At 70.2% G+C, this 17724-nt stretch carries 20 protein-coding genes and 1 riboswitch; of the genes, 14 read left to right on the forward strand and 6 right to left on the reverse strand.

Annotated elements, in window-relative coordinates; translation table 11 throughout:
- Positions 1-88 precede the first annotated feature (88 nt).
- Positions 89-1552: an HNH endonuclease signature motif containing protein gene (locus C5B97_RS14545; protein ID WP_104312733.1), complete on the forward strand. Its 1464-nt coding sequence runs from the start codon at positions 89-91 to the stop codon at positions 1550-1552.
- Positions 1553-1580: 28 nt separating this feature from the next.
- On the opposite strand, the gene C5B97_RS18005 is transcribed toward C5B97_RS14545, so the two are convergent.
- Positions 1581-1724: a hypothetical protein gene (locus C5B97_RS18005; protein ID WP_181027027.1), complete on the reverse strand. Its 144-nt coding sequence runs from the start codon at positions 1722-1724 to the stop codon at positions 1581-1583.
- A gap of 200 nt (positions 1725-1924) precedes the next feature.
- Here C5B97_RS18005 and C5B97_RS18265 point away from each other — a divergent pair, with 200 nt between their 5' ends.
- The 3 genes from C5B97_RS18265 to C5B97_RS14555 are packed head-to-tail and all read left to right on the forward strand — an operon-like array spanning position 1925 to position 3262.
- Positions 1925-2164 (forward strand): hypothetical protein, encoded by a 240-nt coding sequence (locus tag C5B97_RS18265; RefSeq protein ID WP_258068297.1) that lies wholly within the window; start codon positions 1925-1927, stop codon positions 2162-2164.
- Positions 2095-2424: a GNAT family N-acetyltransferase gene (locus tag C5B97_RS18270; RefSeq protein ID WP_258068295.1), complete on the forward strand. Its 330-nt coding sequence runs from the start codon at positions 2095-2097 to the stop codon at positions 2422-2424. Before C5B97_RS18265 ends, C5B97_RS18270 begins: the two co-directional genes overlap by 70 nt.
- Positions 2425-2461: 37 nt before the next feature.
- Positions 2462-3262, forward strand: coding sequence for an alpha/beta hydrolase (locus C5B97_RS14555; RefSeq protein ID WP_181027028.1), 801 nt, complete (start codon positions 2462-2464; stop codon positions 3260-3262).
- Positions 3263-3309: 47 nt separating this feature from the next.
- Here the strand turns inward: C5B97_RS14555 and C5B97_RS14560 are convergent, their stop codons facing one another.
- Entirely contained in the window at positions 3310-3930 is a 621-nt protein-coding gene (locus tag C5B97_RS14560) for a TetR/AcrR family transcriptional regulator (protein ID WP_104312735.1), read from the reverse strand.
- 51 nt (positions 3931-3981) lie between these two features.
- Between C5B97_RS14560 and C5B97_RS14565 the strand changes: the two genes are divergently transcribed.
- Together C5B97_RS14565 and C5B97_RS14570 are read left to right on the forward strand one after the other, a co-directional pair.
- Entirely contained in the window at positions 3982-4125 is a 144-nt protein-coding gene (locus C5B97_RS14565) for an NAD(P)-binding protein (protein ID WP_104312736.1), read from the forward strand.
- Entirely contained in the window at positions 4115-5005 is an 891-nt protein-coding gene (locus tag C5B97_RS14570; RefSeq protein ID WP_104312737.1) for an FAD-dependent monooxygenase, read from the forward strand. Before C5B97_RS14565 ends, C5B97_RS14570 begins: the two co-directional genes overlap by 11 nt.
- A 51-nt stretch (positions 5006-5056) precedes the next feature.
- On the opposite strand, the gene C5B97_RS14575 is transcribed toward C5B97_RS14570, so the two are convergent.
- Positions 5057-5350, reverse strand: a complete 294-nt coding sequence (locus C5B97_RS14575) for a hypothetical protein (RefSeq protein ID WP_146080829.1) — start codon at positions 5348-5350, stop codon at positions 5057-5059.
- A 134-nt stretch (positions 5351-5484) separates the two neighbouring features.
- Here C5B97_RS14575 and C5B97_RS14580 point away from each other — a divergent pair, with 134 nt between their 5' ends.
- A complete protein-coding gene (locus C5B97_RS14580; protein ID WP_258068287.1) occupies positions 5485-6888 on the forward strand; it encodes a M20 family metallopeptidase in 1404 nt (467 codons plus the stop codon).
- A 38-nt stretch (positions 6889-6926) separates the two neighbouring features.
- A complete protein-coding gene (locus tag C5B97_RS14585) occupies positions 6927-7904 on the forward strand; it encodes a RimK family alpha-L-glutamate ligase (protein ID WP_104312739.1) in 978 nt (325 codons plus the stop codon).
- Positions 7905-8004: 100 nt separating this feature from the next.
- Here C5B97_RS14585 and C5B97_RS14590 read toward each other — a convergent pair whose 3' ends face one another.
- Both C5B97_RS14590 and C5B97_RS14595 read right to left on the reverse strand, forming a co-directional pair.
- Positions 8005-9372, reverse strand: coding sequence for an NtaA/DmoA family FMN-dependent monooxygenase (locus C5B97_RS14590; RefSeq protein WP_104312740.1), 1368 nt, complete (start codon positions 9370-9372; stop codon positions 8005-8007).
- Between the two features lie 25 nt (positions 9373-9397).
- On the reverse strand, positions 9398-10552 hold the full coding sequence (locus C5B97_RS14595) for an LLM class flavin-dependent oxidoreductase (RefSeq protein WP_104312741.1): 1155 nt from the start codon (positions 10550-10552) through the stop codon (positions 9398-9400).
- A gap of 122 nt (positions 10553-10674) precedes the next feature.
- Between C5B97_RS14595 and C5B97_RS14600 the strand changes: the two genes are divergently transcribed.
- The 6 genes from C5B97_RS14600 to C5B97_RS14625 all read left to right on the forward strand — a co-directional run bounded on the left by C5B97_RS14600 (position 10675) and on the right by C5B97_RS14625 (position 16228).
- Complete coding sequence (locus C5B97_RS14600; RefSeq protein WP_104312783.1) at positions 10675-11016, forward strand: VOC family protein; 342 nt, start codon at positions 10675-10677, stop codon at positions 11014-11016.
- 25 nt (positions 11017-11041) lie between these two features.
- A riboswitch (TPP riboswitch) is annotated at positions 11042-11149 on the forward strand.
- A 27-nt stretch (positions 11150-11176) separates the two neighbouring features.
- Positions 11177-11818, forward strand: a complete 642-nt coding sequence (locus C5B97_RS14605; protein WP_104312742.1) for a YkoF family thiamine/hydroxymethylpyrimidine-binding protein — start codon at positions 11177-11179, stop codon at positions 11816-11818.
- Positions 11815-12405: an ECF transporter S component gene (locus C5B97_RS14610; RefSeq protein ID WP_104312743.1), complete on the forward strand. Its 591-nt coding sequence runs from the start codon at positions 11815-11817 to the stop codon at positions 12403-12405. Before C5B97_RS14605 ends, C5B97_RS14610 begins: the two co-directional genes overlap by 4 nt.
- A complete protein-coding gene (locus tag C5B97_RS14615; RefSeq protein ID WP_104312744.1) occupies positions 12395-14113 on the forward strand; it encodes an ABC transporter ATP-binding protein in 1719 nt (572 codons plus the stop codon). Before C5B97_RS14610 ends, C5B97_RS14615 begins: the two co-directional genes overlap by 11 nt.
- Positions 14110-14874 carry an energy-coupling factor transporter transmembrane protein EcfT gene (locus tag C5B97_RS14620; protein WP_104312745.1) on the forward strand — a complete coding sequence of 255 codons (765 nt, stop codon included), beginning with the start codon at positions 14110-14112 and terminating at the stop codon, positions 14872-14874. Before C5B97_RS14615 ends, C5B97_RS14620 begins: the two co-directional genes overlap by 4 nt.
- Positions 14867-16228 (forward strand): NtaA/DmoA family FMN-dependent monooxygenase, encoded by a 1362-nt coding sequence (locus C5B97_RS14625; RefSeq protein ID WP_258068288.1) that lies wholly within the window; start codon positions 14867-14869, stop codon positions 16226-16228. The genes C5B97_RS14620 and C5B97_RS14625 overlap by 8 nt, the downstream gene beginning before the upstream one ends.
- Here the strand turns inward: C5B97_RS14625 and C5B97_RS14630 are convergent.
- Positions 16206-17723 (reverse strand): aldehyde dehydrogenase (NADP(+)), encoded by a 1518-nt coding sequence (locus tag C5B97_RS14630; protein WP_104312784.1) that lies wholly within the window; start codon positions 17721-17723, stop codon positions 16206-16208. The genes C5B97_RS14625 and C5B97_RS14630 overlap by 23 nt on opposite strands.
- Position 17724: the final 1 nt, after the last annotated feature.

A 17724-nucleotide genomic window follows, 5' to 3' on the forward strand; every position in this document is an offset into this window, starting at 1 on the left:
CGTCGGAGCGGTGCAGACCTCGAAACCTGGTGCAGAAAGTTACTGCTCATTCCTAGTAAATAGATTCTACTTCTGCTAGGGTTGACCCATGTACCAGCCGGCAGCGAGCTTCGAGGAGCGGTGGCGTTTCGACGTCAACGACCCAGCTTCCGTCGCCGCCGAACGCGCTGCGATCCTGTCCGAGACCGCCCGCATCGAGTCAGCCAGGCGCGCTATCGACGCTGAGGCGATCCTGCTCCAGGCTCGCGCGTACAACTTCGGCTACCTCCTCGACATTGCCGACGGCCACCCCGAGATGGGCATGCACGTCCGATCGATCTCGGCGGAGATCTCGTTCGAAGTGCAGGCGAAGCACAGTCTCGTGATCCGGCAGCTCGCCGGGTCGTGGAACGCCGTCCGGGAGTTCCCCGCCGCAGTGGATGCAGTGGCAGACGGACGCATCTCCGGCCACCATCTCGACGCCATCGTCTCGTCAGGGCTTCTCATCTCCCACGAAGTGGAATCCGAGCAGGCTTCGCTCCGCGCCCGCTACGTCGAGATCGCTCTCGACCAGGTGAGTGGACAGATCCTCACGGAGGCGGCACTCAGGCGCATCACCGCTCGCATCGCGGAGGAACTCACGCAGATCCCACTCGCGGAGCGGCGCCGGAAGACGCGCATGAAGGGCTTCGTCTCTGTGACCGACGCGGGCGATGGTCACGGAGTGCTGCACGTCGGAGGGTCGCTCCTCCTGCTCACCGCCGTTCGCGACAGAGTCCGCAAGCAGGCGACGCGTGTCCTGCGGGCACGCGCCAAGGCCGAGAAGGCCGCCGCTGCCGCCGGCGAACTTCCAGAGTCAGAACCCGACGAGCGAACACTTGGAGAAGTCAGCGCCGACCTCGTCTGCGACCAGCTCCTCACGGGCGACCCCACCTCGACAACCGCAGCCAATGGCGTCCAGGCGACGGTGAACCTGGTCATCCCAGCAACAACCCTGCTCGCCGACCAACGCGAACCCGGCCGTCCCCCGGCGCTCCTCGACGGCCTCTCACCCGTGCCGATCGACGAAGCCAAGCGCTTGGCCGCACTGGCACCGATGTTCACGAGGATTCTTACACACCCCATAACCGGGACCGTACTGGCCGTCGACACGTACACGCCGACCGCGGCCATGCGGAGATTCCTGGCAGCCCGCGACGTCCACTGCCGTTTCCCGGGCTGCCGCCTCCCAGCACGTGCCTGCCAGATCGACCACACCCAGGAATGGCAGCACGGTGGGAAAACCTGCCTCGGGAACCTCGAACACCTCTGCGTCTTCCACCACGTCATGCGCCACGCCACACCGTGGTCAGTCGACCAGCTCGAAGGCGGAGTCCTCGAGTGGAAGACGCCAGGAGGAACAGTCCTGGCCGATAAGCCCGAGCGGCAGGGCGTTCGGTTCGTGCCGACAGCCGAAATCAACGCGCAGAGCGAAGCCCCATCCACGGCCGACCCCTCGACCGCGACCACATCCGGGGGGCCATCCGGACCTCAGATGGAACGAGACCCGAGCAACGATCCGCCGCCATTCTGACGCGGGGCGACGCACATGCCGATCTCGTCTACACCTCTTCGATGCCGACGCCGCGCAGGAGGAGCCTCTGCTCGCCCACACCCGAGCGTTCTGACACGAAGAGCTGCGAGAACAGCCTCTGCAGGCGCATGGCAATCGAGGGACCGCCATCGGTGCGGACGGAAATGCTCATGTGCTGCCCTCTCGTTCGTCGCGGTCCTTCGTCGCCATGACGAAACCTCTTGCGTCAGCGTAGGAACGCAGGAACCAGGCCGGAAGCAGGCGCCGCAAGACGGGTACACGAGACGACACCGTGCTTCGCCGGGCGAAACACGGCGTCACCGGACAGCCAGTCGCGAGCCCAGAAGCCGGGATGCGGCGCACCATGTGCGCATGACATCCGCGCTCACCGCACGCCGCCTCGACATCGCCTCCACCGAGGTCGTCGAGGTGCTCGACGCCCTCGACGAGGAGTACCGCACCAGGTACCGGAGTTCTACAACGACGACATCGGCGCCTACCCAGTCAGCGACTTCCTCGCCCCGGACGGGGCATTCATCGGCATCCTCGACGGCGACCTCCTCGTCGCCGCCGGCGCGATCCGCCGCTACGACGCCACCACTGCCGAAGTGAAGCGCATGTGGACGCGAGACTCGCACCGCCGCCGCGGACTCGCCCAGCAGGTGCTCCGCGAACTCGACAACGCCGCAGCCGAGCTCGGCTACACCCACATCTTCCTCACCACCGGGTCACGGCAGCCCGAGGCGGTCGCCCTCTACCGCGCCTCCGGCTTCGAAGGCGGCGAGCGACGCATCCCCGAATTCGACCTGCCCGTCTTCGCGTTCGAGAAGCCCGTCACCAGCACCACCAGGAACGCCCCCGCTAACGCCTGAAACGCCCCCGCCAGCGCCTGAGGAGTACCCTCGCAAGGTGCCAGCAACTCCCCCGAACCAGCAGCCGCGTCGACCCAAACGGAGCCGGCTCCGGCGCACGCTCATCTGGAGCTTCTCCATCATCGCCGGCGTCTTCGTCGCCGCAATCGCCGCGTTCCTCATCTGGGCGAACGTCGGCGTCATGGCCGCCGAACCCGAACCGCTCGCGTCCGTCACCGACGACCCGGCGATCACCGTCGCGGACGTCGACGGGTCGCTGGTGCTCAGCCCGACCGAAGCCGCGAGCACAACCGGGCTCGTCTTCATCCCCGGAGCGAAGGTCGAGCCAGCGGCCTACGCCGCCAAGCTCTCCAGCCTCGTCACCGAGGAGCAGATGACCGTCGTCATCCCGCAGCCCCTCCTCAACCTCGCCTTCTTCGACACCCGCACCATCGACGACTACTCGACCGCCGCGCCAGAGATCACAACCTGGGCCGTCGGCGGACACTCCCTCGGCGGCGTCCGCGCCTGCCAGCTCGCCGATTCACCCGACGTGGCCGGCCTCCTCCTCTTCGGCAGCTACTGTGCCAACGACCTCGCGGCCGACACCTCACTCGATGTCCTCAGCATCACGGGAAGCGCCGACGGACTCACGACCCCGCAGAAGGCAGCCGATGCACGCGGCCTGCTCCCCGCGGACGCCGAGACCCTCGAAGTCGACGGCGCAAACCACGCCATGTTCGGCAACTACGGCCCGCAGTCCGGCGACGGGACGGCGACCATCCCTGACGAGGAGGGGCGAGAGCAGATCGCCGTCGCAACATCAGCCTGGGCGGCAGAGCTGCAGCCAGCCGGTTGACGATGCCAGCCCGGTGATGTCCACCCGGGCGCAGCGGGCGCGGACACCTACCCCTCGGCGAGCATCCGTCGCACCGTGAGACCCACGTCGACAGCATCACCCACCCGGCCCTCGCCCGGCTCACCCTCGTCCGGCTCACCCTCGTTCGACGGCCCCTCGGTCGACTGCCCCTCCGAAGGCGCGGAGAGCCGCTGCAGGACAACCCCGTCGATGAACGCGAAGAGGGCGAAGGCGCGCGCCTCAGGGCCGCTCACACCGAGGCCGGCGACCGCGCTGACGGCCCAGTTGCGCAACCGATCGCGCCCCTCCTGGATGGCCGCGGCCACTGACGGGTTGTGGGTGCCCTCAAGGACCAGCGCGTAGCGGGCGAGCGTCTGCTCGCGCCCGGCGCCGGTCATGGAATCGACTGCCGCTTCGATGGCGGCGCAGAAGCGCTCGACGCTCGGCTCCCCCCACTCGTACGTGAGGAGCCACTCCGCGTAGTCGCTCCTCACCAGGCGCTCGATGACCCCTTCGATGAGCGCCTGCCGCGTTCGGAAGTGGTTCGAGGTCGACCCGCGCGGCAGCCCAGCCTCAGCGTCGACGCGAGCGTGCGTGAGCGCGCGCATGCCGCCAGCAGCGAGCAGCTGGAGGGCGGCGGAGAGCGAGCGATCACGTGTCGAGGGCACCCTCGAACTATAGACGTAGTGCTGTCACTACGCCTGTAGTAGCCTGCGCGCATGGACAGGCGCGCGACGATCATCGGCGGCGGCATCGCTGGGCTCGCCTCAGCGCCCGCACTGCACGATGCTGGCTTCGAGGTGACCGTCCGCGAGCGCGCCACTGGCCTCCCGAGCAGGAACCAGTCTCGGGATGTGGCCTGACGCCATTGCCGCACTCGATGCGATCGGGGTTGGGGCCCGAATACGAGACGAGACCGAGGCGCACGCGGGCGGGAGCATCCGTCGTGCGGACGGGCGGATGCTCGCGCGGCTCGGCACCGGACGCGAGGCGCGCATCGTCCCGAGGCCGACCCTGCTTCGGGTGCTGTCGGACGAGGTGGAGACCCGTCTCGGCCCGGACGCCATCGTGTGGGGCGACACCGCAGACGCCGCCGAGAGCGCCGAGAGCGCCGGCCGCGAAGCGCTGATCGTCGGCGCGGACGGCATCAACAGCGTCGTGCGTGCCCGACACTGGCGTGACGCCAGCCCGCGAGCGCTTGGGACGACCGCGCTCCGTGGGGTCGTGCCCGGTGAGGCGACCGAGATCTCCGAGACGTGGGGCCGGGGCCGCATCTTCGGCATCACCCCGCACTCCCCCGGCCACACGAACTGGTTCGCCTGCGTCAGAACTGTCCAGCTGCCGCCGAGTCCGCAGCCGTGGGGTCATGCCAACACGCTGCGTGGCCTCTACGGAGATTGGCACCCCGCTGTCAGGGAGGTGCTCGCTCAGGTCACGGAGCAGTCCATCGACGCCAGGCCCCTGTTCGACGTGCCACGACTCAGCAGCTACGTCCGCCCGGGTGTGGCGCTCGTCGGCGACGCGGCACACGCCATGGCGCCGAACCTGGGGCGCGGGGCCTATGAATCGCTCATCGACGCGGCGGCTCTCGGCGCCGAGCTCACCTCAGCGCGCGACCTCGACACCGGGCTCGTCGCCTATAACCGTCGGCGTCGAGGGCCGAGTCAGCGCACGCGACTCGGCTCGCGCATCCTGAACCGGTTGACCACCGGGCCGTTGACGACGATCATCAACGCCTGGTGAGGCGGTGCCTTACCCATCGTCGAGGCCTCGAGCGGGCCGGCAGCTCGGCCGTTACGAATGAAGCGTGCGTTCGTGTCGGGAGTGCGCGATGAGTCCAGGCACGAACAGCACGAGCGCGACAGGCAGCAGCGCGGCGAGCCCGATGACGTGCCAGAGCTGGCCCGCGGCGACGACGGCCAGCAGTGCCCCGCCCATGCGCAGCCAGCTCGCGAGCTTCGGAGTGCCGGGCGGGTCCTTGAAGATCGGGAGCTTGCGGCCGGCGCCCGCCCTGCCGATCAGGAAGTGCGCCCAGGTCGTGAGCGCGAGGCTGAGCCCGAGCAGCACGGCACCGACGATGAACATCACGCTGACACTGTAATCGAGCTTCACGTTACGGCCCACGACGGCAACCAAGACACGGTCAGGCACGCCCCGAAGAATCGAGGCACGATGGATGCAGACGGCCCGATCGGGGCCCCCGGCGGCAAGGAGCACACCACGTGAGCGAAGCAGCAGGCCCGAGCAGCGCACCCCGAGGATCCGGGGCCACCCGCGGCATCAGCGTCGGTGCGTCCCCCACGACGCCGAGCAGCACCTACCTGGACCTCGTCGCTGCTGAGACCGCCATCGCCGCCGCCGCCGCCCCGCGCATCACCTCAGCCCACGACGGCGCATCCGGTGACGACACCTCCGCGATCCGCTCCGCCTCCGAGTCGCTGCAGCCCGAGCTGGTGGAGCTCTCCCACCGCATCTTCGAGTACGCGGAGGAGGGATTCGAGGAGACGCAGAGCGTCGCCGATATCGCCGAGCTGCTCGCCGAGCACGGCGTCACGGCTCAGGTGGGCGCCTTCGGGCTCGACACGGCACTGGTCGCCGAGCTGGTCGTCGGCGAAGCGGCACAGGATGCGCCGACCGTCGCGATCCTCGCCGAGTACGACGCCCTCCCCGGAGTGGGCCACGGCTGCGGGCACAACATCATCGCCGCTTCCGCCGTGGGCGCGTTCCTCTCTCTTGTCGAGGCGAGCCGAACCCGTGCGCTCCCGGCGGGCCGGATCGTGCTCTACGGGACACCCGCCGAGGAAGGCGGGAACGGCAAGGAGATCATGGCCCGCGCGGGCGCGTTCGACGGCGTCGACGCCGCCATCATGATCCATCCCTTCGGCTACGACGTCACCGACCAGCCCTTCATCGGGCGGCGCATCCTGCGCGTCCGCTACTACGGGGTGCCCGCCCACGCCTCCGCGTCCCCGTTCCAGGGACGCAACGCGCTCGATGCCGCCAACCTGAACTACCAGGCCACTGGCCTCCTGCGGCAGCACCTCTACCCGGGCGACCGCATCCACGGCGTCATCGTCAACGGCGGACAGCGCCCCAACGTGGTCCCCGAGTTCGCGGAACTCGAGTACTACGTGCGCTCGAACGCCGCCGAGACGCTCAAGGAGCTCAGCCTCCGCCTCGAGGACATCGCCAACGGCATCGCCCTGGCCACCGGCACAGGGGTCGAGGTCGAGTGGGACCCGCTGCCGTTCACGATGCCACTGCGGTACAACACGCCACTCTCCGAACGCTGGGCCGTGCACCAGGAGGCCAGGGGCCGTCGCGTGCTCACCAAGGCGTCCGTGCCCTCGCACCTCGCCGCATCCACCGACTTCGGCAACGTGAGCGTGCGCGTGCCCGGCATCCACCCGGTCATCGCGATCAGCCCACCGGACGTCAGCCTCCACACGCGCGAGTTCGCCGAATACGCGACGAGCACCGCCGCGAGCACCGCCATCGCGGACGCAAGCGCCGGCCTCGCACTCGTCGCCGCCGACTTCCTGGCCGACCCCAACCTCCGTGCCGCGGCCCGCGCCGACTTCGACGCGGCGGGCGGCGCACTCGACGTCGAAGGATTCTTCTCTTGAGCACACCGGTCTCCTCCCAGTCAATCTCCTCGCATCCCGTGGCAGCAACACCCGTCGTCTACGCGCTGCACGAGAACCCCGAGTGGTGGCCGCCGTTCCAGGCCGCCTTCGAGGCCGCCGGCGTTCCCGTCGTCGAATGGCGCCTCGTCGAAGGCGTCCTCGACCTCGACGCGCTCCCACCGGAGGGCATCTTCTGGTCGCGCATCAGCGCCTCGTCGCACACCAGGGATCACGCGCTGTCGAAGGACTACGCGCGCTCCGTGCTCAACTGGGTGGAGGCCGCGGGCAGGCGAACCGTCAACGGCCGCCGCGCCATCGAGCTCGAGGTGAGCAAGGTCGACCAGCTGACGCTGCTGCGCAAGGCCGGCATCGACACCCCGCGCACCCTCGCCGTCATCGGCAACCAGGGGCTGCGGGATGCGGCGCGCGACTTCCCGACCCCGTTCATCACGAAGCACAACCAGGGCGGCAAGGGCCTCGGGGTCCGCCGCTTCGACCACTTCGCCGACTTCGAGGCCTACCTCGACTCCCCCGAGTTCGAGGAGCCGCTCGACGGCATCACGCTCCTGCAGGAGTACCTGCGTCCCGCCGGCGGATTCATCACCCGCGTCGAGATCGTCGGCGGCGAGCACATCTACTCGATCGCGGCCGACACCATCCACGGCGGCTTCCAGCTCTGCCCAGCGGATGCGTGCGCGATCGACCCGGACACGGGCCGGCCGGTCGTTCCCCCGGGCGCCGAGCTGGCGCCCGAGCCAGGCACGTCGATCTTCTCGCTACGCCAGGGCGGCCACGACGACCTCGTCGAACGCCTTGTGGCGTTCACGAAGGACATCGGCCTCGAGATCGCCGGCATCGAGTTCATCGAGACCGAGGACGGCCGACGGGTGGTCTACGACATCAACACGAACACCAACTACAACGCCGATGTGGAGCGCGTGGCCGCCGGCTCGGGCCCAGGGGCCATCGCGGCCTACCTGGGGCGCGTGCTGCGGGAGACCTACCCGGACGTGTGAGCCCAGCCACTCACGGCACGGCACGGCACGGCACGCGGAGAGGTGGCCGCCGGAGTTCATCTCCGGCGGCCACCTCTTCGTTGCGGGTGATTCTTCTGGGTCAGACCGCGAACGCGCTCGGGGCCCGCGTCCCCCGCTCCGGCACGGGGATGCCGAGGTTGTCGCGCAGGGTCGTTCCCGCGTACTCCTCACGCAGGGAGCCGCGCTCCTGCAGGATTGGCACCACGTGGTCGACGAAGTCGTCGATGCCGCCAGGCGTGAGGTGCGAGCCGATGACCAGCCCGTCCGAGCCGTCGTTCTGCACGAACTCGTCGATCTCCTCGGCCACTTGGGCGGCGGTGCCGACGAACCGCACGCCGCCGAGCTCGTTGCGGGCGAACTCGCGGATGCTCCATCCGTTCTCCTGCGCCTTCTCGCGCCACCTGCGGACCGTGGCGAGCCGGTCGCCGTAGGTGAAGGCGCGGCCCTCGATGATGGGCGCGCTCTCCCCATCCGGATCGAAGTCGGGCAGGGGACCATCGAAGTCGATGTCCGAGAAGTCACGGTTCCAGACCTGCTCGAGACGGACCTGAATGGTGCGCGGGCTGAGCTGCTGCTCCGTCACCCAGCGAGCCTTCTCCTGCGCCTCCTGGTGGGTGTCGCCGAGCACGAAGCTCGACTGCGGCAGGATCTTCAGGTCGTCACGGTTGCGGCCGAAGCCCTCGACTCGAGCCTTGATGTCGGCGTAGAAGTCGCGTGCCTCCTCGAGGCGCGAGTACGGGGAGAAGATGACGTCGGCGTTGGCAGCCGCGAAGTCCCTGCCCTGCGGAGAGATGCCAGCCTGCACGATGATCGGCCTCCCCTGCGGGCTGCGGGGAACCGTGAAGCGCCCGCTGATGTCGAACTGGCTCGTCTCCACGTCGAATCGCCCCTCATCGGCGGAGTCGAGGAACTGCCCGGTCTCCTTATCCGCGACGATCGCATCCGCCGACCAGGAGTCCCACAGCTCCCGGACGGTGCTGACGGTCTGCTCGGCCCGCTCGTAGCGCTCCGCGTGCGGCAGGAAGCCCCCGCGGCGGAAGTTCGCGCCCGTGAACGCGTCGAACGACGTCACGACGTTCCAGCCGGCACGTCCACCGGAGAGGTGGTCGAGGCTCGCGAACTGGCGAGCGAGCTCGTACGGCTCGTTGAAGGTGGCGTTGATGGTCCCGACGAGGCCGATGTGCTCGGTCACGGCGGCGATGGCGGCGAGGACCGGGATGGTGTCCGGCCGCCCCGAGATGTCGTGGTCGAAGATCTCGCCGAGCCGCGAGCGCAGCGCGAGGCCCTCGGCGAGGAAGAAGTAGTCGAACTTCCCGGCCTCGGCCTTCTGCGCCACGTGCTTGAACGTGGAGAACTCGATCTGGCTGCCCGCCTCCGGGTGCTCCCAGAGCGTGTGTTCGTTGACCCCGCCGACGTAGGCCGCGAGGATGATCTGCTTCTTCGTCATGGTGATCTCCTGATCGGGTTCGGGTCTAGACGGCGGCGTAGCGGTTAGGCACGGTGGTCTCGAGGCCGAGGAGGCCGCGCAGGGAGCGCTCCTCGTAGCGCTCCCGGAAGAGGCCCTTGCGCTGCAGGAGCGGGACGACGTCCGCGACGATGCGCGGCAGGTCGTCGGTCACGACGCCGGGGTGCAGGCGGAAGCCGTCGTAGCCGAGGCCGGCGAGCGTCTCGAAGTGCTCGACGAGCTCCTCGGCCGAGCCCGCGAAGACCGCCGGCGGCTCTCCGAGCGCGCGCCCCTTCGCGTTGAGGCGGTTGAGGCGGGCGGACCCCGTCTCCTCCGGCCCGTCGAGGAACACGGCGAGGTCGACGAACACCGACAGCTCGCCGTCCCGCTCGACCTTCTTCTCTGCGGCCCGCACCTCGCTCAGGATGCGCACGGCCGAGGTGACGTCGGTCGGCGTCACGAAGAGCAGGTCGGCGCTGGCTGCCGCGAACTCGTACGGCACCTCGGCGTGACCGAGCGCGGCGACAACCGGCTGCCCCTGCGGGGGCCGGGGTGTGATCGACGGTCCGCGCACGCTGAACCACTTGCCCTCGAACTCGATGCGGTGCACTTTGGCCGCGTCGAGGAACCGGTCGGTGGAGGCGTCGCGGATCTCGGCGTCGTCCTCCCAGCTGTCCCAGAGCCTGCGCACGACCTCGACGAAGTCGTTGGCCTCCGCGAAGAGCTCGCCGACGAGCGGTGCATCCCGACGTCCGAAGTGCGCGTGCTCCGCACCGGGCGAGACTCGGGCCTGCCAGCCCGCACGGCCCAGGCTCGTGTAGTCGAGGGTTGCGACGGCCTTCGAGACGTGGAAGGGCTCCGTGTGCGTCGTCGTGACGGTCGGGATGAGGCCGATGCGCTCCGTGACGGGCGAGACGCGGGCGGCGATGAGGAGCGCGTCCAGGCGACCCCTGACCCCGTCGGTCCGGTTGTCCTGGCGGAGGAACTCGCTGCTCTGGAGCGCGAGCGAGTCCTCGATGGTGACGAAGTCGAGGAGGCCCCGCTCGGCGAGCTGCACGAGCCCCACCCAGTACTCGGGAGTGAAGAGCTCGTCTGGGCGGGCGCTCGGCTCCCGCCAGGCCGCCGGGTGGATGCCGGCGCCATCGAGTGCGACGCCGAGGTGGATTCGGTTGGGGTTCGTCATGGTGCGACGCTAGGCCGCGCCCCGAGTTCGGTCCACGGCGCCCGTCGCGGCCCGTTACGCGTCGAAACGCGGGGACATGTTCGTTGAGGGTCCTCGCACCCTTCTCGCGCATGCTGGGACGCATGGCTATCAACGGAGTGCTCGCGCAGATCACCGTGTCGGACCTGGCTCAGGCTACGGAATATTACGGGAGGCTCTTCGGGCGGGGTCCCGACGGGAATCCGATGCCCGGCCTCCTGGAGTGGCACTTCACAAGCGAGGCCGGCCTCCAGCTGTGGGCCGACTCGAGTCGCTCTGGAAAATCCACCGTGGTGTTCAACGACGACGACCTTGAGAGCGTGGCCGCGCGGCTCGACGCCGCGAAGATCGAGCACGGCGGGATCGAAGACGCCACTCACTTCCATATCCTCCAGGTGCTCGACCCCGAGGGCAATCACGTCGTCTTCACGAGCGCCTCGAGCTAGCAGCGCGCACCGTCGGGGCTACAGTGTGGCCGTGCACGGGAGCCCGATGAGTCGGGCTGAGAGGGAGTACTCGAACTCCGACCGTTGAACCTGATCTGGGTAATGCCAGCGAAGGGAGTCGACTCACCCGTGCCGTCACGCTCCGACGGAAGGCACGCACATGGAATCCATCACTCGAGACCCACTCGCATTCGGGGTGGGGGCGAGAGTCACGCTCTCGGTCATGTCCGACCGCTACGTCGAGGTGATCCTCGCCGCGGTCGACGCGGCGGACTCCTCGGGGCTGATCCTCGAGACGGGCGATGTCAGCACGTACGCCGGGGGCGACGAGCAGGCGCTGCTGCGGTGGCTCACCGACCTCACGCAGCACGTGGCCGCGACCGGACTGCACGCCTCCGTTCAGGTGCTGCTCTCTCGCGGCTGCCCCGGTGAGGCGGTGTGCGAGCTGCCAGGCGGCGCTGGACCTCGGCGCGTGGACGCCCCGCGCGGGCGGCACACGGGGAGCTTCGCGAGCGCCGAATGGGCGCTCTACCCGCTCGAGGACGCGGGCGTGGATGCGCGGACGCCCGATCACATGCGGGAGATCTACGCCGCCATCGAGACGGCCAAGGCGAGCGGCACGTTCGTGGCATCCGAGCACTTCGTCACGAAGCTCAGCGGGGACCTCGGCCGTGTCCTCGAGACCGTCGTCGTGGCCTGGGCCGGGGTCGGCGCGCACGTGCAGCACGTCACGAGCCACCTCACGATCTCGCTCAACAGCCCGAGCCACGCGGCAGGCGCAGCAGCGGGAGCGCAGGCATGAGCCTCAAGCTGCGCGACATCGTGCTCATGGTCGTGCTCGGCACGGTCTTCGGCTTCCTCTACTGGGCGCTGGTCCAGGCCTGGACGGCGCTGTCGATCGCCATGGGGCCGGCGGGCGACCTCGCCCAGCACTTCCTCTTCGGCGGCTGGCTGCTGGTCGCGCCCATCGCGATCGCCATCATCCGGCGGCCGTTCGTCGGCGTCATCGCCGAGGTGCTCGCCTCGGTCATCGAGGTCGTCTTCCTCGGCTCGGCGGTCGGCCCTCTGCTGTTCGTCGCGGCCGCGATCCAGGGCCTCGGCAGCGAGCTGCCCTTCGCGATCGGCAGGTACAGGAAGTACGGCTGGCTGCGGTACGCCATCTCCGGCGCGCTCGGTGCTGGCCTCGTGTTCTTCTACTCGGCGTTCCGCTCCGGCTGGTACGGGCAGGAGATCCTGTTCCTGCGATTCGGCATCCAACTCGCGTCCGGCATCATCCTCGGGGGCCTCCTCGCGAAGCTCATCGTCGACTCGCTCGTGCGCACGGGCGTGCTCGACAACTTCGCGATCGTGCAGGACACGAAACCCGTGGCCGTGCGCCGTGCGGCCTGACACCTCGCCCGCGGAGCGCTCCGGACTCGAGATCGAGGCGCACGGCTTCGAGGTGATCCACTCGTCGGGCGACGGGCTGGGGCCGGTGGACCTGCGGGTCGAGCCGGGCGAGCACGTCCTCGTCATCGGGCCGTCCGGCTCCGGGAAGTCGACGCTGCTGCAGGCACTGAGCGGGGTCATCCCCCACGCCGTGCCAGCGCAGGTGAGCGGGACCATGCGCGTCTGCGGCATGGACACGCAGGAGCATGACGTGCCGACGATCTCACGGAACCTGTCCGTCGTGGCGCAGAACCCGGCCTCGTCGGTGTGCCTCCCCGACGTGGCTGACGAAGTCGCCTTCCCGCTCGAGAACCATGCGTGGCCCGCCCCGTCGATCGGTCCTGCCGTGGCGGGGGCCCTCGACACCGTCGGGGCGTCGACGCTGATCGACCGACGCTCCGCGACGCTCTCCGGCGGGGAGACGCAGCGGGTGGCCCTCGCCGCGGCCATCGTCACGCAGCCGCGCGTGCTCGTGCTCGACGAGCCCACGTCCATGCTCGACCCGGAGGGCATCGCATCCGTCCGCCGAGCCATCGACGCCGCGACAGCGCGCGCGTCGACGGTCGTGCTCGTCGAGCATCGCCTTGACGAATACGCGGGGGCACGCGGCATCGCCGGCCTGCCCGGCCGCACCATCGTCGTCGGCCGCGGTGGCATCATCGCCCACGATGGATCGACCGGACAGGTCCTGCTCGACAACGCGGTCGAACTGCAGGCGGCCGGATGCTGGCTGCCGCTCGAAGCGGAACTCGCCGCCACGACGGGGCTGAGCGGTGGTCTCGCGAACAGGGCCGTCGCCGGAGCGGTCGCCACGCTCGGCGAAGGGGCTGCACCCCGAACCGCCGCACCCCGATCATCGGGTACTGCTCGCGGCCCGTCCTTGCGCGTGGAGTCGCTCGACGTCGTCGCAGGAGGGGCGCCGAGGCGGAAGCGCAGTGCAGCCGCGGCGGCAACTGGACCCGGCGCCGTGCTCCGGGGCGTGAGCTTCGAGCTCCGCCCGGGCGAGGTCGTGGCGCTCCTCGGCCGCAACGGATGCGGGAAGTCGAGCCTGCTGCGCACCATGGCCGGCCTCGCCCGCCCAGGTGGCGGGACCATCCACGGCCCGCGCCCCGGTCTCATCTTCCAGAACCCCGAGCACCAGTTCGCGCAGTCGACGCTCCGGCGGGAGATGGAGCACGGGCTCGGGCCCGGCGACGCGGAGCGTGTCGCAAAACTCGTCGAACGCTTCGATCTCGCGAGCTCCCTCGACCACAACCCCTTCCGGCTCTCCGGCGGGCAGCAGCGGCGGCTCAGCATCGCCGCCATGCTCGCGCACGACCGGCCGTTCCTCCTCGCCGACGAGCCGGGATACGGCCTCGACCGGCGCGCGAGCATCACGGCCATGCGCGAGCTCGAGCGCACGGCGGCGTCCGGATGCGGCGTGCTGTTCTCGAGCCACGAGCTGCGGGCCGTCTGCGCCCATGCCCACCGCGTGCTTGTGCTCGGCGACGGCGAGCTCCTCGCCGACACGACGCCGTTCGAGCTGCTGCGCGACCCCGAGCTGCTGGAAGCGGCGGGCCTCGAGCGCACACCACTGCTCGCCTGGCTCCTCGATGAGGGCTTCTCGGACGACCGGTCCAGGGGCATCCTGCGCGAGCTCGACGATGCAGGACTGCGGGTGGCGGCGTGACCCCCTATCTGGAGCGGCGCAACCCGACCGTCAAGCTCGCGGTGCTGTTCGTCTGCTCACTCGCGACGCTCTTCGTGCTCAACCCGCTGACGCTCGGTGTGCTGACGGCGCTGGCGATTGTGGCCGCGCTGACGACGACGAGGCTGACCCCCGCGAGGCTGCTCGCGGCGTCCCTGCCCTTCGCCGCCTTCGGCCTGGGGCTCATCACCGTGAACGCGCTCAGCCGGCCGGGCACGGAGGTCTTCCCCGATCTGCCCGTGCGCGTGACCAGCGAGGGACTTGCCATCGGCGTCGCACTCGCCCTCCGCACCACCGTCATCGGCATGCTGTCGATCTCCTTCATCGCGAGCACCCCGCCGCGCGGCCTCATGACGAGCCTCACGCAGCACGCGAGGCTCAGCCCGCGCTTCGCCTACGCCCTCCTTGCCGGGTTCCGCCTCCTGCAGCTGCTGCCCAGCGAGTGGCAGAGCATCCGTGCAGCACAGGCCGTGCGGGCGCCGCTCGGGAGGGATGGCATGCCGCGCACGGGCCCGGCCGGATTCGGCTCGGCGTCCTTCTCGCTCCTCGTCGTCTCGATCCGCTCGGGCGAGCGCATCGCGCAGGCACTCGAGTCGAGGGGGCTCGGAGCTGGGCCCCGCACGGTCTGGCGCCTCGTGCCCCTGGATGCGCGCGATGCCGCGCTCGCCGGAATCGTGCTCGCCGCATTCGCACTCACGGCGGCGGCCGGCGTTGCCGCAGGAACGGGACTGTCCCTTGCCTGAACCCCGTCAACTCGCACTCGTCGGCATGGTGAACCCGCCGACCCAGCGCTACGCGGCGGCGTGGCGGCACCCGGACTCGAGCAGGGACTGGCTGCGCGCGAGCTCGTACGTGCGCATCGCGCGTCTCCTGGAACGCGGCGGGTTCGACATGATGTTCCTGCCGGACGCCCTCGCGGTGCCGGAGGACGCGCTCGGCGACGCCGCGACGACGCTCGCGAGCGGCGGCAAGGGCGCCGTGACGCTCGACCCCATCACCGTGCTCAGCGCCGTTGCCGGTGCGACGAGCAGCATCGGCCTCGGCGCCACGGTGTCGACCTCGTTCCTGCCCCCGTACGCCATCGCGCGCACCCTCGCGAGCCTGGACCACCTCTCCGAGGGCCGAGTGGCCTGGAACATAGTGACCTCCACGACCGACGCGGAGGCGCGCAACATGGGACTCGAGCGCATCCCGTCGAAGGCGTGGCGGTACGACCGCGCCGATCGTGTTGTCACCCAGGTGCTCCAGCTCATGCGCAGCTGGGACGCCGACGCCCTGGTGCACGATGCACATGGCGGAGTGTTCGCCGAGCCGGGGCTCGTCTCCCGAACTCCGGCCCCGCGTGAACATGCTGCGGCTCCCGGCCCGCTCAGCCTGCCGCGCAGCCCGCAGGGGCACCCGGTGCTCATGCAGGCGGGAGCTTCCCAACGCGGCATGGAGTTCGCGGCGAAGTGGGCTGAGCTCGTCTTCGTCGCCTCCGACGGGCTTGAAGGGAACCGCGCCGTCCGCGCCGAGTTGCGCGAGCGTGCGCGCCTCGCGGGGCGCGACCCCGACGAGCTTCGTGTCTGCGCCGCCATCCAGCCGATCGCAGGATCGACGAACATCGATGCAGAGCGTACGAAGGCGTCACTGCTCGCGCGCATCGATGAGGAGTCCGCGGTGCGCTCGCTCGCGCGGCTCATGCACGCGAATCCGGAGGCGATGCACCTGGACGAATCCGCTGGGGCCTTCCTCGCCCAGCACCGCGGGGCGACCGGCAGCGACGGCTTCGAGGACATGCTTGCCGCCGTGTGCGCTCGCGAGGCCCTCACCGTGCGCGAGCTCGCGCTGCGTCAGTCGTTCGACCAGCTCACGCCGTCGCCCACCGGGAGCGGGGCCGAGATCGCGGAGGAGCTCTGCGAGTGGCACGATGCCGGGGCCGCCGACGGTTTCGTCGTGACCCCGGCCATCCTGCCCCGCTCGTTCGAGGACTTCGTCGAGCACGTCGTCCCTGAGCTGCGACGGCGCGGCCGCCTCCCCGCCGAGGGAGCCCAGTCGTTCGCCTCCACGCTCCGCGGGCGACTCACGGAGAAGCTCAGGCCCGAGAGCCCCAGCTGACCGACTGTCCGGCTGCCGCGCGCTGCTGCGGCACGCCCCACGGGTTGGCGTCCTGGAGGGGCTCGGGGAGCGCCTCCTGTGGCGCGCCCTGGTAGGCGACGCCTCGCAGGAAGCGGGAGATGGAGGCGGTGCCGACCGAGGTCGACGTGTCGTTCGACGTCGCCGGATACGGTCCGCCGTGCTGCATCGCCGGCGTCACGGCGACCCCGGTGGGCCACCCGCCGAAGAGGACGCGTCCCGTCTTCCGAGCAAGCCCTGCGACGAGCGATGACAGCGCTGGCGACTGCTCCCCCGCGGCAGCGTGCACCGTGCCGGTGAGGTTGCCGACGTACAGCTCGTCGAGGCTGGGCGCGAGCGAGGCCTCGTCGTCGTACTCGACGATGACGGAGAACGGACCGAAGACCTCGTCGAGCAGCGTCTCGTCGCCCGCCGAGAGCTTCCTCGCGGGCACGGCCACGATCGTCGGCGTCGCCCACACGTTGCCGTCGTCGTCGCTGCGCACGGCGCCTTCGGCAACGACGCGCACACCGTCGGCCGCGAGCACGTCGGCGCGGCGCTGGAGGTAGGCCCGGCCGATGCTCGGGTTGAGGAGGCGGTGCTCGGCGGCCTGCTCGGCTGCCTGCGAGACGCGCAGCTCGAGCTCGCCGGCGGCATCAGTCGCGGGCACCCAGAGGAAGCCGGGCTTCGTGCACAGCTGGCCAGCGGAGCCGGCGACGGAAGCGGCGTAGCCTGCCGCGATCTCCTCGCCGCGCTCGGCGAGCGCGGCGGCGGTTACGAAGACCGGGTTGACGCTGCCGAGCTCCCCGTAGAACTGGATGGGCCGGGGGCGCGCCGCGGCCTTGTCGGCGAGCAGGCGGCCCACGCGGATCGACCCCGTGAAGGTGCCGACGTCGACGCGGTCGTCCTCGAGCACGGTGACGCCGGCCTGCTGGCCGAGCACAAGCGCGAAGACTCCATCAGGAGCTCCGGCTGCGCGGAGCGCGTCCTCGACGACGCGTGCCGTCGCGACCGAGAGCTCCGGGTGGCCGGAGTGGCCCTTGACGATGAGCGCGCAGCCCGCCGCGAGCGCCGCGGCCGAGTCACCGCCCGCCACCGAGAAGGCGAAGGGGAAGTTGGAGGCGGAGAAGTTGACGGCGACGCCGACGGGCACGAGCATCCGGCGCACGTCGGGCCGTGGGCCGAGCACGAAGTCGGGGTCGGCCTCGTCGAGGCGCACGTCGAGGTAGGCGCCGTCTCGGATGACGTCCGCGAAGAGGCGGATCTGCACGGTGGTGCGCTTCAGCTCGCCCGTGAGCCTCGCCTGCGCGAGGCCCGTCTCCCGCATGCCGATGGGGATGAGCTCCCCCGCCGCCTGATCGAGGGCGTCCGCGACCGCGATGAGCGCCGACGCTCGTTCGCTCGGTGGCGTCGCCGCCCAGACCGGGGCGGCGAGCGCGGCCGCCGCGAGGATCTGCTCGAGCTCGGCGTCTGTCGTGTGCGGGGTGGGAGTGCTCATC

The organism is Pseudoclavibacter sp. RFBB5 (assembly GCF_002931555.1).
GTDB lineage: Bacteria > Actinomycetota > Actinomycetes > Actinomycetales > Microbacteriaceae > Pseudoclavibacter.

Bases quoted from the DNA above. Each gene is read 5' to 3' on its own strand.
- C5B97_RS14545 (WP_104312733.1), top strand. From the start codon at position 89: ATGTACCAGCCGGCAGCGAGCTTCGAGGAGCGGTGGCGTTTCGACGTC.
- C5B97_RS18005 (WP_181027027.1), bottom strand. From the start codon at position 1,724: ATGAGCATTTCCGTCCGCACCGATGGCGGTCCCTCGATTGCCATGCGC.
- C5B97_RS18265 (WP_258068297.1), top strand. From the start codon at position 1,925: ATGACATCCGCGCTCACCGCACGCCGCCTCGACATCGCCTCCACCGAG.
- C5B97_RS14565 (WP_104312736.1), top strand. From the start codon at position 3,982: ATGGACAGGCGCGCGACGATCATCGGCGGCGGCATCGCTGGGCTCGCC.
- C5B97_RS14570 (WP_104312737.1), top strand. From the start codon at position 4,115: ATGTGGCCTGACGCCATTGCCGCACTCGATGCGATCGGGGTTGGGGCC.
- C5B97_RS14590 (WP_104312740.1), bottom strand. From the start codon at position 9,372: ATGACGAAGAAGCAGATCATCCTCGCGGCCTACGTCGGCGGGGTCAAC.
- C5B97_RS14595 (WP_104312741.1), bottom strand. From the start codon at position 10,552: ATGACGAACCCCAACCGAATCCACCTCGGCGTCGCACTCGATGGCGCC.
- C5B97_RS14600 (WP_104312783.1), top strand. From the start codon at position 10,675: ATGGCTATCAACGGAGTGCTCGCGCAGATCACCGTGTCGGACCTGGCT.
- C5B97_RS14605 (WP_104312742.1), top strand. From the start codon at position 11,177: ATGGAATCCATCACTCGAGACCCACTCGCATTCGGGGTGGGGGCGAGA.
- C5B97_RS14610 (WP_104312743.1), top strand. From the start codon at position 11,815: ATGAGCCTCAAGCTGCGCGACATCGTGCTCATGGTCGTGCTCGGCACG.
- C5B97_RS14630 (WP_104312784.1), bottom strand. From the start codon at position 17,723: ATGAGCACTCCCACCCCGCACACGACAGACGCCGAGCTCGAGCAGATC.